This window comes from Bythopirellula goksoeyrii (assembly GCF_008065115.1).
Taxonomy (GTDB): Bacteria; Planctomycetota; Planctomycetia; order Pirellulales; family Lacipirellulaceae; genus Bythopirellula; species Bythopirellula goksoeyrii.
Genome location: NZ_CP042913.1, coordinates 2,130,080 through 2,145,072, shown reverse-complemented (window position 1 = coordinate 2,145,072; position 14,993 = coordinate 2,130,080). Strand labels below are relative to the sequence as shown.

At 53.8% G+C, this 14,993-nt stretch carries 7 protein-coding genes; all 7 read left to right on the top strand.

Going from position 1 to position 14,993, the window contains the following annotated elements:
- Positions 1-63: 63 nt before the first annotated feature.
- The 7 genes from Pr1d_RS08525 to Pr1d_RS08495 all read left to right on the top strand — a co-directional run bounded on the left by Pr1d_RS08525 (position 64) and on the right by Pr1d_RS08495 (position 14,685).
- Positions 64-1,779, top strand: a complete 1,716-nt coding sequence (locus tag Pr1d_RS08525) for a GspE/PulE family protein (RefSeq protein WP_148073141.1) — start codon at positions 64-66, stop codon at positions 1,777-1,779.
- A gap of 89 nt (positions 1,780-1,868) precedes the next feature.
- Positions 1,869-3,197, top strand: a complete 1,329-nt coding sequence (locus Pr1d_RS08520) for a type II secretion system F family protein (RefSeq protein WP_148073140.1) — start codon at positions 1,869-1,871, stop codon at positions 3,195-3,197.
- 303 nt (positions 3,198-3,500) lie between these two features.
- Positions 3,501-4,610 carry a type II secretion system protein gene (locus Pr1d_RS08515; RefSeq protein WP_148073139.1) on the top strand — a complete coding sequence of 370 codons (1,110 nt, stop codon included), beginning with the start codon at positions 3,501-3,503 and terminating at the stop codon, positions 4,608-4,610.
- 65 nt (positions 4,611-4,675) lie between these two features.
- The gene (locus tag Pr1d_RS08510; RefSeq protein ID WP_168205126.1) at positions 4,676-5,764 is read left to right on the top strand and encodes a type II secretion system protein; all 1,089 of its coding nucleotides are present in this window, start codon (positions 4,676-4,678) and stop codon (positions 5,762-5,764) included.
- A gap of 121 nt (positions 5,765-5,885) precedes the next feature.
- Entirely contained in the window at positions 5,886-7,334 is a 1,449-nt protein-coding gene (locus tag Pr1d_RS08505) for a pilus assembly FimT family protein (RefSeq protein ID WP_148073137.1), read from the top strand.
- 2 nt (positions 7,335-7,336) lie between these two features.
- Positions 7,337-8,662 (top strand): type IV pilus modification PilV family protein, encoded by a 1,326-nt coding sequence (locus Pr1d_RS08500; RefSeq protein WP_148073136.1) that lies wholly within the window; start codon positions 7,337-7,339, stop codon positions 8,660-8,662.
- A 92-nt stretch (positions 8,663-8,754) separates the two neighbouring features.
- Positions 8,755-14,685 carry a hypothetical protein gene (locus tag Pr1d_RS08495; protein ID WP_148073135.1) on the top strand — a complete coding sequence of 1,977 codons (5,931 nt, stop codon included), beginning with the start codon at positions 8,755-8,757 and terminating at the stop codon, positions 14,683-14,685.
- Positions 14,686-14,993: the final 308 nt, after the last annotated feature.

The following is a 14,993-nucleotide window of genomic DNA, read 5'->3' as shown; positions in this document are numbered from 1 at the left end:
CATCCGGCTCGCCACTAACCGCTAACACCTAACCGCTAACACCTAACCGCTAACAGCTTCAAAATGGCCCTACGTCGCATTGGACAAATCCTGGTTGACCTCGGATATATATCCGACGAGCAGCTCGAAACGCTGGTCGAAGAGCAAGAGCAGCGCCCCGGCCAGCTCTTGGGTCAGGTCGCTATGGACATGGGCTTGGTGAACGATGAGCAACTCGTTCAGGCCCTCGGCGAGCAGATGTCGCTCCGCACCGTTGCAGTGGGTGACCTGACGATTGCCCCTGAGACTCTGGAAAAAGTCACCGAGCCGATGGCACAGATGTATCGCATCGTGCCAATCGAATTTGAGAACGATACGCTCACGATCGCGATGTGCGATCCGCAGAACTTAAGTGTCCAGGACGAACTCCGCACTTTCCTCGGCTACAACATCAAAGTGGCCGTCGCCACCGAGCCCGGCATCCTGGCCGCGCTCGACCGCTACTATGGCGAGAACACCGAGAGCGTCGAGAGCATCGTTCACGATCTGGAAGACGACAAAGACCTCGCCGCTGCGGTGGCTGCCGCCGAGGGCAACTCGGTCGACCTGGCCAGCGTCGAAGCCATGGCCGACAGTGCCCCGGTCCGCAAGCTTTTGAACATGGTGCTGCTGCTGGCGATTAAAGACCACGCGAGCGACTTGCACTTCGAGCCGTTTGAAGACGAATTCCGTATCCGCATCAAGGCGGACGGCGTGCTCTACGAAATGGTTCCCCCGCCACGTCACTTGGCCTTTGCGATCACTACCCGCATCAAGGTGATGGCCAATCTCGATATCGCGGAACGCCGCATGCCACAGGATGGACGCATCGAGCTGACCGTCGGTGGCCATCCGGTCGACCTGCGTGTGAGCGTGCTCCCCACCATGTTTGGCGAAAGCGTGGTTATGCGGGTACTCGATCGCTCGGTCGTATCGCTCGATCTGCAAAAAGTCGGCATGAATGATGATTTGCTCGCGATCTTCCGCGATGTGATTTCCAAGCCGAACGGCATCGTGTTGGTGACGGGTCCCACCGGCTCGGGCAAAACGACAACCCTCTACTCGGCACTCAACGAGCTGAACACGATCGAAGACAAACTAATCACCACCGAAGACCCGGTCGAGTACGACATGGAAGGCATCATCCAGGTGCCGATCGATGCCTCGATTGGCAACACCTTTGCCCAATGTCTGCGGGCGATCCTGCGGCAGGACCCGGACAAAATTCTCGTCGGCGAGATCCGCGATCTGGAGACCGCCGAGATCGCTGTCCAAGCGTCTCTTACAGGCCACATGGTGTTTAGCACACTGCATACCAACGATGCCCCCAGCACGATCACGCGTATGAAAGACATGGGGGTCCCCACGTTCCTGATTACGGCCACGGTCGAGGCGATTCTGGCCCAACGGCTGGTACGGCGGGTCTGCGCCAAGTGCCGCGAAGAATACTCACCTTCCCAAGAGATTCTCGACGATTTGCAGCTTTCCCCCGAGGATTTGAAGGGTAAGAAATTTTATCGTGGTTCTGGCTGCGAAAACTGCAATAATACAGGGTACAAGGGACGCGTCGGGCTTTTCGAACTCATGATCATGAATAACGAACTGCGAGAGATGATCATGCAGAACGCCTCCACCGACGATCTCCGCAAAGCTGCCCAGAAAGCCGGCATGTTCACCTTGCGAGATGCCGGTATGAAAGTTGCCTACGAAGGAGTCACAACCCCCGAGGAAGTGGTAAGAGAAACAATTATTGAAGGATGAGAGAGAAATGCGGAATTCGGAGTGCGGAATGCGGAATCTAATCACGCAAAACTCGCGACTCGCGACTCAAGACTCATAACTTAATTCCTATGCCTACTTTTCAATTTGAAGCGATGGATTCGACCGGCGCTGAGATCAAAGATGTGATCGAAGCGGCGACCGAGGAAGATGCCCAAGCCACCATTCGGCAGATGGGCTACTTCGTCACGAAGATCTCCGTCAAAAAGGCGCGCAAGAAATCCGAAGGGGGCCCCGGTAAAAAGAAGCGGGGATTCGTCTTCGGCGGCGTCAAATCCAAAGATCTCACCGCGTTCACGCGCCAACTGTCTATTCTCCAAGACGCCGGCCTGCCGATTTTGCGCTCCCTGCGCATCCTCGGTGATCAGGCCAAGCCGGGGCGACTCAAATACTCACTCGAAGACACTTGCGAAGCGATCGAAGGGGGCGACACGCTCTCCGAAGCGATGTCCAAGGCGCCCAAGGCGTTTGACCGACTCTATGTGAACATGATCAAAGCTGGTGAGGCGGGTGGTGCCCTGGAAGTCATCCTCCAACGTCTGGCCGACTTCAAAGAACGAAGTGAATCTCTCAAGCGCAAAGTCAAAGGGGCGATGATCTATCCGATCGTCGTCGTGTCGGTGGCCGTCGGTATTTTGACGTTCATCATGATCAAGATCGTCCCGAGTTTCCAAGCGATTTTCGACGATTTCGATCTCGATCTCCCCATGATGACGGTCTATCTGATCGCATTCTCCAACTGGTGCGTGAGCTACTGGTACCTGATCCCCGGCGTGCCGGTGGCCATCTGGCTCACGATCAAACTCATCCGCAAATTCAAGGCCGGCCGCATGGGTTGGGACCAATTCACGATCAAGGTCCCCATCTTCGGCAACCTGATCGAAAAGAACATCATGGCCCGCACCTCGCGGACCTTGGGAACCCTGATCTCCTCCGGCGTGCCGATCCTCGAAGCCTTGAACATCACCCGCGAGACCGCCGGCAACGCGGTGTTCGAAAAACTCTATGCTCGCATTAGCGAACGCATTCGCGAGGGTGATGCCATCGCCCAACCGATGAAGGAATACTCCCAACTCAGCTTCCATCCGGTCGCCGCCTTCTTCTGGTTCTGCTTCATCGGCGGCCCGGTCGGACTGTTGATGTACATGTTTAAATACCGCCAGCGAGTCGTCGACGACATTGTTGTGAACATGGTCGACGTCGGCGAAGAGACGGGCGAACTCGATACGATGCTCTACAAAGTGGCCGACACCTACGACGAAGAAGTCGCCGTACTCACCGACGGCCTCACCAAGCTGATGGAACCGCTGCTGATCCTCTTCCTCGGCGGTGCCGTCGGTTTCATCGTGATCGCCCTCTTCATCCCGCTGGTAGAACTGATCAACGGACTAACTGGATAGACGCTAGTTGTTAGGCGCTAGGCGCTAGTCAGAGTTTGTTGGAACGATTTCTGACCAGCGCCTAGTAACCAGCGCCTAGCGCCTACTGTTCTATTCCGCTACAATACACTGCCGCGACAGCGCAAAGTGTCCAGCGTCGCGGGGCGGCAAAACCACCCCATCTGGGGGGGTAATGTTCGCAAAATGAGACGTTTCGGCCTGCCAGAAGCGAGAAATCGCGACTTTTGGCCAAAAACGCCCAGCTAGCGGCCTTGCGCACACGATTTGCACCTAATTCAACCAGTTAAATCAGGAGAAACTGCTATGGGACGGAAAAGAAGTTCGGAATTCGGAATTCGGATTGCGGGATATAAGGGAAATCAGAACCCGCGATTCGGCTTGCGCAATGCCCATTCCGCATTCCGCAATCCGCATTCCGCCTTCACATTGACCGAACTCTTGGTCGTAATCACGATCATCGCCATCCTGGCAGCTCTCATCACGGCCGGCGCCGTCAATGCGCTCAACGCCGCCAAGCGGGCACGAATCTCTGTGGAAATAAACCAGCTCGCACAGTCAATGGAGGATTTTAAGGTAGGAAAGCAGTATGGGATTTATCCGCCGAATGGGATGAACGACAGTAGTAACAGTTTTCTCGGAAATTCGATCTACCAAATGACCATCAAAGACTTTGAGCGAGCGTTCAAGAAGGCTTTCCCACGCCACCAGGAACCACTCGGCTTGATTCAACGTTTGGGGGGTGCCACCGGAACTCTTTCGAATGGTAACCCTTCAGCACTGGATAATGGCTTGAATGGTGCTGAAGCGATCTATTTCTGGTTGGGTGGTTTCAGTGATGATCCGCAATATCCTATCTCGGGACCGGGAGGACCATCGTTCATCTCTACATCCGTTGATGGTGAAATTCTCGAAAGCCGCAATCGCATCTATGAATTCGACCTCGCTCGTTTGGGTCCACGTACCGATGCCGGCGTCTTTGACGGACGATTTATTACTTACAACGATCCTAAAGACCCTAGCATTGAGAGACAAATCAATCTTTGGACTTATAACCCTTCAGGTTCCGAACGTCCCTACGTGTATTTCGATGCTTCGCGTCATGATCCGATGGAGTACTGCATAAATATGACTGGCTTGGCTACCAGCCCCGACCAAATTTATGCTCTAACAAAGCTTCGCGAAGGCTTTAGCTCCACAGCGACTCCTGTGGCCAAAGATTACGTTTTTGTGAACAAAAACAAGTTTCAAATTCTTCACGCCGGCTTGGATGATGCTTGGGGGGATATGTCTCCGTTTGCAATGACGCAATCCAATCTACCTCTGATCCTCTTCCCCGAAGGCCCGTTCACCGGCGATGTTGCCGATACGCTCACCAACTTCACCCCTGGCACACTGGAGAGCGCACAAGAATGAAACTGAATGCGGATTGCAGAATGCGGAGTGCGGAATTAATTCGAATTCGGAATGCGGAATTCGGAATGCGGAATCTATATACCCATTCCCCATTCCGCACTCCGCACTCCGCATTCCGCTCCGGCGTCACTCTCATCGAGCTGCTAATCGCCGTCGCGATCATCGCCACGCTCAGCGCAGTGTTCCTCGGTGCTTCGCGCTCTGCGATGGAATCGGCCCGCGCCGCCCGCACCAAAACCACCATTGCGAAACTCCACACCCTGCTCATGGAGCAGTATGCGAGTTACATGACGCGGCAAGTGGATATTGATATTCCAAGTGGAACCGATCCCCAAGTCCGAAATGACTTACTAGTTATTGGCCGGCGAGAGTTGATGAAATATGAGATGCCTGATCGATGGAGTGATGTAGACCTTTTGGCCAATCCACTTAATAAACCGACTAGTACTGCACAAGGTAGTCGAGATCGCTCCACAGTGGTACTGAGAAATGTACCGGCAGTAGCAAGAATGTATTATCGCAGATTTGAGAAAGCGCTAGCCACGACTAATAACGACATGGGCAAAGTCAATCAAAATGGCAGTGCCGAATGCTTGTATTTGACAATCATGCTTTTAACTGGAGATGGTGAAGCCCGCACGCTTTTCAGCCCACAGGATATTGGTGATACAGATGAAGACGGTGCTCCAGAGTTTTTGGATGGCTGGGGCAATCCGATACGTTGGGTCCGCTGGCCTGCAGGCTTCGCACTCAAATCATCCCTCATGACGGGTGACACCGATTCCGATCACGATCCGTTTGATCCATTTCACAGAGATTCAGTGGATGAACCTACGAATCCCAAACAACCTCCTGTTTCGTCTTATCCATCGCAATTACAGGGGTTTGTTTCTCGGTTGCGGGACAACAATCCTGCCTTTAGGCTCGTGCCTCTCATTTTTTCATCGGGCCCAGATGGAATCGGAGATGTAAGTACTCGAACTGACAATATCACAGATCCGTCGACAGCTGATCCTTATTATCTGGACCCTTACACATGGGACACGACATATAACGCATATCAATTTGGGTCTACAGGAGACAACCCCGATGATCCAGACGGCGACGATAATTCCATCGACAACATCCACAACCATGTGATTGATAATAGGTAGGCGCGAGGCGCCAGCTACTAGGCGCTGGTCAGAGGAGAAGAAGCTACGAGAATAGCCGCGACGCTACGCGTCGCAGGAATACAGTAGGGGCAGGGACAGAAGAAGAGAACTGAGTACAGAAATGAACAAACAAACCAGAAAACGATTGACTAGCGCCCAGCGCCTAGCGCCTAGCGACTCCTCCCTGCGACGCGTTGCGTCGCGGCTAGGGTTGTCCTGCTCATTCCGCACTCCGAATTCCAAACTCCGCATTGGAATGACCCTCATCGAGCTCATGGTCGTTGTGGTGATTCTGACCACGTTGGTCGCCGGCGTGTTGCCGTTGGTTTCGCCCAATAATGATGCCCGCAAAATCCGCGAGGCGTCGCGGGGCCTCAAGACCTTTCTGATGATGGCCCAAGCCGAAGCGGCCCGCACGGGTCGGCCGGTCGGTGTCGGCTTTCGCGAATCAAGCATCGGCAGCGGCGCGGCAATCGAGGCCTACCAGTTGGCTGTCCCGCCCGAATACTCCGGCGGTAGCCCGGACTCTCGTGTCGGAGTTCAAGAGATCACGGATTATCTCTCGAACAACAGTCTCTCAAGTTCCCAAACTAGGTATGGGCCAACAGATGAAATCATCAATGGGAACGACGGGGAGGATTTTCGAGCATTGTATGGTGCCCGACTGTACGTCGTAACACCCAAGTACGCGACAACAGCAGCCGATGAACCGCTTCCCCCGGGGATGATCCGGGTTGGAGATGTCATCAAAGTCGCGGGAAAACAGTTTAAAATAGTGGATGACAAACGCAATGCGCAAGAGACTTCAGCTTCTGGTGCGAATTTTCTCGACCCCAGACAGAACCCAAATGGCTACGAGAATCGACTTATCTGTGTCTGGCTGGATGAGGCGTCCCAAGGCCAGGGAAAAGTTCCTCCGCTGGCAAACCCGAGCACTGGCGAGCGATACATCATCGAACGACAGCCAGCAAGCGATAATGCCCTCGGCGTAAGCGCCCAACCTTCGTTCCAGTTGCCTGCCGGCATGGCGATCGACTTCAACGGCTCCGGAATCGAAAGCGGCGGTTTGCCCCTCTTCTTTATTGATGAGCCTGGCTCACCGACTCCTACCGTGCCCAATACGGCCGGCGTCATGTTTTCGCCCAACGGGGGAATCGAGAGCGTCTGGTACAAGGGGACCGAAATCAAAGCGGTCGATCGGGTCTTCTTCCTCGTAGGCCGCGGAGAGAACACTGCCCTCGGCAAGCCCCTTAATTATGACGAAACCAATTGTCCCTGGTATGTCGGCATGCAGTATTCGGACGACCAACTCCAAGAGAAGCGGGAACAAATCAACTGGCTCAACCCCGAAAGCCGATGGCTGATGATTGAGCCGGCCGGCAATCGCCTCAAAGTGGTTGAGAACGCTGTGTTTGATCCTCGCACAGACGAGTTTCAAGGCGAAATGAGGCAACTAGCCAGCGAGATGAAAGAGAAGCGGATAGTAGCGGATGTCGCCCGGATTGTCCAAATCGAGCACGCCCACGAACTGGCTCACGGCCTGGACCATGACCACGGCGGGGGGCAGTGATTATGAAGTGGTTGGTTGCTAGTGGTTGGTGGTTAGAGAATTGTGGTCCGGGGACTGGGGATTGGGGGCTAGGGATGCGCACTCGCCACTCGACACTCACCACCCACCACTCGCCACTCACCACCCGCTCCGGCATCACCCTCATCGAGATCCTCATCTCGATGTTCGTGCTGCTATTCGGCCTGATGGGCGTGGCGGCCATCTTCCCGGTCGCCAGCCACTACCTGGTACAAGGCGACCAAAAAGACCGCAGCGACCAGTTGGCAAATAATGCGTTTGCGGAGATCGAAGCGCGGGGGTTCATGGATCCACATTCGTGGTACTACGCCGATCACATGGATGCTACTCCTAACAACCTATTGGACAATTATCCGGTTGGCACGAAAGTTACTGCTAGCCCAACTGGCCTTTTTACTCTCGGATCCGATGCAGGGCATGCCTTTGCGATTGACCCACTTGGATCAGCCGAGGTGGACCCCAATGATCCAAATCCATCTTCATATCGAGCTTACTTCCCCTATGGTGCATTAGATGGATTACCGTGGCCCAATGTTCCTCTTTACTTTCCGCCAGTTCCTCCGGGGACTCTATCAACACTGTGGCCGGTCCGCCGTGTCACTTTCGAGAGAACTACTGGATATGTGCTAGATACAAATAAAGCCGAGACAACCTTCCGCCTGCGCGACGATCTGGCTGTCGAACTCCCCGACCAGGGAGATCGCCCGGCAATGCAGCGGTGGAGCGTGGACAATACAACAGGAAACCTGCTCGCCCGCCAATACCAGGGAGACTACTCCTGGCTGGCGACTGTGGTGCCCGTAGACAACAACGCGCTCTTGGGCCTTCAACCCGCGGCAAACCTCGACGGCGGACTCTACGATGTGTCGGTCGTCGTGTTTTACAAGCGCGACATCGTCCCTTCGGCCAGCGCATCCGGCAGTCCCGGCAGCGAGCGACTGATTGCCGCCGAGTTTCTCAATCAGGGGGAACTCCTTATTTATGATGCGAACAGCAACGACCCCGATGTAGTCGATGCGGCCGTCGATGGCCTACGAGCAACCAATTGGATTTGTGTGATGGGAGTCAACCAGATCAATGGCCAGTTCATGATGAAGTGGTATCGCATCCTGGCGATGGATGAGGACTCCGAAGATATGCAATATTCGCCAGCAGGTATCACAGGCAATGCGATAGGTCGCACCCTGATGGTCTCCGAAGGAGGCGCTTGGCCCAGCGATTCCTGGCAAAACCTCCAGGTCGCGATCCTCCCCGGGGCAATCCACGTGCAAACCCGGCAAATGCCGTTGAGCTGTGAATGTTGTCAGTAGGGGAGGCTAGGAGTCGGGGGCTGGGGGCTGGGGTAAAAGAAAAGAGAGAATAGCCGCGACGCTACGCGTCGCCGGAAAAAAAGAGAAGAACTATGAGTACAAGATTTCGACTACAATACAACCGCTTGGCTACCGCCCAGCGCATATCGTCCAGCGCCCCCGCCCCCCGTTTCCCTTCCCCCTATTCACCCCAGCCCCCAGCCCCCAGCCCCCAATCCCCACCTCGCGGCATCCTCCTGCTCGTGGTCCTCGGCCTGTTGACCCTGTTCCTGTTCATCGGCACGGCGTTCGTCATCTCCTCGAACCAGTTCCGCCTCGCCAACCGCAGCTACCAACAAGCCGGCAACCAGGAAAACATCTCTAACACCCAACACAATTTCCTGGACGAAGTCCTCAACCAATTGGTGCGCGATACCAACAACCAGAACTCGGCCCTGCGGTATCACAGCTTGCTCAGGGATCTGTATGGAACCGACGGGTTCACGGCGACGATCCAGAACGTGCGGTGGGCACAGAACCCGGCTGGTCCGCCATTGCCACCCTATGGTGTGACCAACGGGCAATTCATCGAATTTCAGATCACAGCTGCTCAGGACATGCTTGGCAACAATTTAGCATTGCCTAGCGCGACTCCTCCGCCTGGCATGGAAATGCTGAGTGCTATCGAGAATTACTACAATGGACAACTGGTTACGTTTGTCTCGCCGAGCAACTTCAACGAATGCATCGCGGGCTATACGACGCGCATTGTGAGCTATGTGCAGGAAGACCCCACCGTTCCCAATTCTCCGTATTGGTTGCGTGTAGTGGCGACACCGCTATCGAATGGCCAACCGTTGACATCGCTAGCCAATCTGGCACTTCTTAATGGCACTCAGATTGTAGTCAACGGCCGACCGTTTAACGGTACAGGGGTTGGGTATGACCCCACAGTGACTGCTGCAAATACGCAAAAGCTTGGCACAGGTGAGGATGTCAATGGCTTTCCACGGCTGCTTGCGTTGATGCCGAATGCTGCCTTTTTTGACGTAACCAACAATCCTGCAAATGGTGCAGTCAATTCGACCTATTTCGGTTTCCCAAGTTACCCCGTACCTCTCAATCTAAGACCTTTCGACGGCCTGGGTGGCAGCGATGAATCGTACGATGCCGCCGACTTCCAGAATATGTTCCTGGCGTGGAGTCCATCGAGTCCAGGCGAGAAAGGGATTCACAACTTCGCCAACGTTTCTATGGATCCAACAACTCTGAGTGATCCCGGGCCGGACGACATATTTGGTAACGCGGATGATCGCGGGGGGCTTGTTCTACCTTCTTTCCATCGACCGGCATTAATTCATCATTGGGCCAAGAAAACTGATTTTTGGACCTCCGGCGACCCCGTTTGGAATTCTACATTGGGAGCCGCAGCAAACGCAGCAATATTGCGAAAAATACTTTTGCGGCCCAATTGGCAAGATCATCCGTCGTTCACCGGTAGCAATCCTGAATTTGCAGCAGCGACTACTGACGGTCAAAGGCTAGCTCGCATGATCTACGGACCGTGGGACGTGGACAACGACAAGGACGGTGTGCGCGAAAGCCTGTGGGTCGACTTCGGGGCTCCGATCATTGCCGGGCCGAATGGCAAAATGGTGAAGCCGCTGGCGGCGATCTTGGTGCTGGATATGGATGGACGGCTAAATGTAAATGCGCATGGGACGGGGGAATTGGCAGGAACCATCAACGGCCCCAACAATCCCGGCTATTCGCTCGCTGGGGTTGGCTGGAACAACGCTCCTCGGGGACAGGCTTTTGGGCCGGCCGAGATTAGCTTGGAACCGCTCTTGGGAGGCAATCGATTTGAGAGATTGCTCGAAGGTGGAATGGGTTATTCGGGCCGATATGGTAGCGGCGGAGATGACGAGCCGGGCGTCGACGGTAGGTTTGATTTGAGTGCCCAACTCAAAATGCAAGGTTTTCCAACTCAGTTTGTCGTTCCCCGCAGCAACTTCGGAACGCTTCCTGACCTGAGAGCCCGCTATGCGATGGGGCTCAATGATTTCGGCCAATCAATTACCGATTTTACATCAAGCAATAATGATTTCGATCGACTCACCAATGACAATCCGTACGAACTCAACCTCTCAGCAACCGCTCCGCGGGGAGAGGGGAGTAGTGTGGACAAACCCTTCTCACTCGCCGAATTTGAGCGGCTTTTGCGGGCTTATGATATTGACTCACCGACCTTACCGCCACGATTGTATGAATTGTTGAAGGGCAACCAAACTACTCCTCCGATCAATGATCTGAACAACTGGCGAACATTACTCACCACCGACAGCTACGATTTGCCGGAGCCAGGGTTTCAGTTGCCGGAGTGGACAAGTACGGGCATGCCCGGTTTGGCAAATAGCGATTACGCATCCGTCATGGGCCGTCAGCCCGTGAATGCCACGTTTGCGGATTTAATAGAGTATCGTTTGCGAGCTGCGCAGGACCCAGTTTGGAACGTAGCAACCGACACCCCCGCTCGAATTAGCGCATTGCGCACACAAATGGCATTGCTCATCGCCCCCGAGATGATGGCGGGTCTCAAGCTAAATCTCAACCGCCCGTTGGGCAATGGGCGGGATGATAACAACAACGGTGTGGTGGATGAACCAGGGGAATTTGAGGATGCAGGCTGGCAAATTGACTATGGGCGTGCAGGAATTACAGCGACACCTGCTACCAGTGATTTTGAGGACGTAACTTTTACCTCTTATCACGACGCCTTTGACCGAAATGGCGATGGTACGATAACCGACTTTGAGCGGGGCGATACTAACGGGGACGGCGTCGTCGACAACAACGATGACCTTGTAAGTTTACACAACTTTCGCCGCCAACTCCTGGCCCGGCATTTGTATGTGCTGGCACAAGCCGTAGCCGATCCACAGCCGATTCCTCCAGGCGGCCCGTCGGACCCGACCTATTTGGAAAAGCGAGCTGAACGTGCCCGTCAGCTTGCCCAGTGGGCAATCAACGCAGTCGACTTCCGCGACCCCGATAACATCATGACTGCGTTTGAGTATGAAGTTGATCCTTTCGCATTGAAATCGAGTAATGCTTGGCAAGTCGATGGCAATCTCACTACGACGGCGGATTGGACCGGGATGGATACCCAACCTGCGACGAACGACGACACGGGTGGTGTGGTCTGGGGCACCGAGAGACCCGAACTCGTGATGACCGAGACTCTTGCCTGGCACGATCGGCGTACCGAGGATGAAGACAACGAAAACCCCGAGCCAAATGCACCTGACTCGAAAAAGGCAGGAAAGGTAGATCCGGCAAGTCAAACATACGATCAAGACTACGATCAGATAAGACCACCTAAAGGTGCAGCGTTTGTCGAGCTCTACAATCCGTGGCCAGCAAGCCCTGGTGCGAATAATGACACTCACGAAGTAGTCAATGGCAACGACAACGGAGTCGACCTGGCGGCCTTGGACCCCGTCTCTAACAGTTCTCCTGTGTGGCGGTTGGCGGTCTACAAAACTACGTTCTTGCAGAATGGAACCTATCGATCTCTGGCAGGCCCAGATAAGGACCCGGATTCTCCAGACAAAAACCATCATCCGCGCGTGCTCGATCGCTGTGTGTATTTCACAGGACAAAACCCCAACAGCATCACCATTCCCGACAGCGCTGGGGGCAGAGCATTTGTCAATTCGCCAAACCTTCAAGTCCCTCCGGTGCGTCCCGGACGGTACTTAGTGGTAGGATCGGGCGACCAAGTCTCTGGTCAACCTGGGCAATACCGTTCTCATTTTGGTTTGGGATCTTCTGGAGTGAATTCTTCCCGCGGCATTGTATTAGATACGAGGAGTACGCCGGGAACACCGAAGGTGAAACTAGTAGGTTCCAACGGAACAGATATCGTCGCATCTCCTACCTCACCAGATATTGCGGACGTAGCAATTATCAACGAACCAAGGCGATTTACGATTAGCGAACCCGTTAGAGGTTATCCTCCAATTAACATACCAGGTTATGAAGATATACCGCACGACGATCAACGTGCTCAAGGAGGCGGGGGCATTGGCGGCAATTCTTGGAAAGATGGTGAGACGCGGTTGAGATTACCTATCACTAATTCCTCGTCGGGAGGTCAGGGAGGAATTGGACAACCACAAAATCCAAACAGAGCGGTGCTGAGAACGATACCTGCTTTTAGTTGGATTTATCTCCAGCGGCTTGCTAATCCACTCTTGCCTTGGAACAAAGATACGAATCCGTACCTTACCATTGATTCGATGGGTGCCAATGTCACCGTCTTTAATGGAAGTGATGATGGACCAGCACGAGGAGAACTGAAGCTGGATTCCAATGGAAACGTTGTAGAATATCCCAATCGTGATGCAGAATTAAGTTTCTCTAGCGTGCAACGCGGCAGGTCCAACAATCCGGTAGATGCTCCTCTTCCTAATGCTGCTGGGATAAGCCTGGACTTGCTCCATAAAGGAATGTTCCTGGACGGAAGAAGACTAGATAGAAATCGACAAATCGATGGCTACCTTAACAACGACATTAGCTCGACCATACAGGCGAATCAGCCTGCTCAAAATCTCTGGAATCCCGAGTGGATTGGATGGTCAAGAACGAGTAACAAGCTCTATGGAATTTTTCGAAACCGAGCCGGCAATGGAAGTGGCCAGGAACCCGCCGGTTCTAGTGACTATCATTTCCGAGGAATTCCCGATCAGACTCTTGGGTTCCTAAATGAATCGTTCAGCAGAAACACGAATTCACAAACGCAACCCGATACTCCGTTTCCTTGGATCACCTGGAACAATCGCCCCTTTGCCAATCCTGGCGAGTTAATGCAAGTTCCGCACCGCCGAAGTTCGCAACTCTTGCAGACGTTTTCGTTCCTCAATCCCTCGGCAACTTCGCCGACTCCCAATCAAGAACTTTATCGTGATACGAATCAACGTAAGGCTGTTGAGGTAGAACTCTCGAACGCAACAAACGCTTTCAAGTGGGTTCTTGACGGTCCCTACGGCCATTTGCTGAATTTCTTCCGTGTGGATGCAAACGGAGTGGATGGCACTGCTGGTAATAGCGATGACCTTGGTATCGCCGGCCTCTATCGCGTCCTTGATCTGGTCGAAGTTCCCAGCCGCTACGTCGGCACCGAGACGTGGCTCAATCCCCAGACTTTTGGACAGACTTTAGCGGACGCCCCGAGTGGACCACCCAATAAAGACCCGCGTGATCCCCGCTACGGCTGGCAGCCCCCCTTCAACCGGTTGCCCGAGAGACGTGATCCGGGGAAAGTGAATATCAATACTGTTGCTAACGGTGCCGTTTGGCATGGGGTATTCCACGGGAGCGCCAAGCGAGATGGAAGCGATCCAGGGCATCCTGTTGTCGACGATGATGACTTTGCTTCTTTCCGTAGGGGCTATGGTCAATTGAATGACGCACCCACTAAGCTAGATGCTGATTCTCCAACTCTTTTTGCAAATCCATTCCGAACCTCGGATACTGGTGATATGGTGCCTACACCAGCCATGTTGCGTGATGGACTGGATTCCATGTTATTGCGCAGTTCAGAGTTGCCGGCTACACTAACAGCAAGTTTGAATCTATCCGGCGATCCACTCTTCACAGCAGAAGTCAATCAGGCAACCAATGCCTCTGGTCATAAATATCGTGACACCGATCGCAATCCATACTTCCGCTACTCACCCATCTCGCGCTTGTCGAGCATGACCACCAACCGGTCGAACGTGTTCGCCGTGTGGATCACGGTCGGATTTTTTGAAGTTGAGGAAGCACCCGCTTTTAACGCTACTATTCATGGTGATATGACTACTTACCGGCGCATCTACCCCGATGGTTACCAATTCACCAAAGAAGCCGGCAGTGACACGGGGGACTTCACCCGCGTGCGAAAGTTTGCCATCGTCGACCGCACGATCCCCGTCGGCTTCCAACCCGGGGCGAATCATAATGTGAAAGAAACCGTGAGATTGAAAAGAGAAATTGAATAAGTGGGGACTGGGAGTTGGGGGCTAGGGACTGGGCGAAAAAGGCGAGCCGGTTGCGTTAGCTTCCGGAAATCCGTTTGCCACGAAAAGCGCGAAAAGCCACAAGAAAGAATTGAACATGAGAGAACCGAGGTAACAGAGATTGTAATTGACAATAACTCCGTTTACTCAGTTGCCTCCTGTTCATAGATGAATAGAGATTAGAGGCTGGAGGTTAGAGACTAGAGAAAAACGGGACTGGGGCAAGAATCGCATCCCTAGCCCCCAAATCCCAACCCCCGTTTTCCCCACTAACGACTAACACCTAAAAG

Excerpts from the sequence above, each read along its gene's own strand:
- Pr1d_RS08505 (WP_148073137.1), top strand. The coding sequence starts at position 5,886 with ATGAACAAACAAACCAGAAAACGATTGACTAGCGCCCAGCGCCTAGCG.
- Pr1d_RS08500 (WP_148073136.1), top strand. The coding sequence starts at position 7,337 with ATGAAGTGGTTGGTTGCTAGTGGTTGGTGGTTAGAGAATTGTGGTCCG.
- Pr1d_RS08515 (WP_148073139.1), top strand. The coding sequence starts at position 3,501 with ATGGGACGGAAAAGAAGTTCGGAATTCGGAATTCGGATTGCGGGATAT.
- Pr1d_RS08510 (WP_168205126.1), top strand. The coding sequence starts at position 4,676 with ATGCGGAATCTATATACCCATTCCCCATTCCGCACTCCGCACTCCGCA.
- Pr1d_RS08495 (WP_148073135.1), top strand. The coding sequence starts at position 8,755 with ATGAGTACAAGATTTCGACTACAATACAACCGCTTGGCTACCGCCCAG.
- Pr1d_RS08525 (WP_148073141.1), top strand. The coding sequence starts at position 64 with ATGGCCCTACGTCGCATTGGACAAATCCTGGTTGACCTCGGATATATA.
- Pr1d_RS08520 (WP_148073140.1), top strand. The coding sequence starts at position 1,869 with ATGCCTACTTTTCAATTTGAAGCGATGGATTCGACCGGCGCTGAGATC.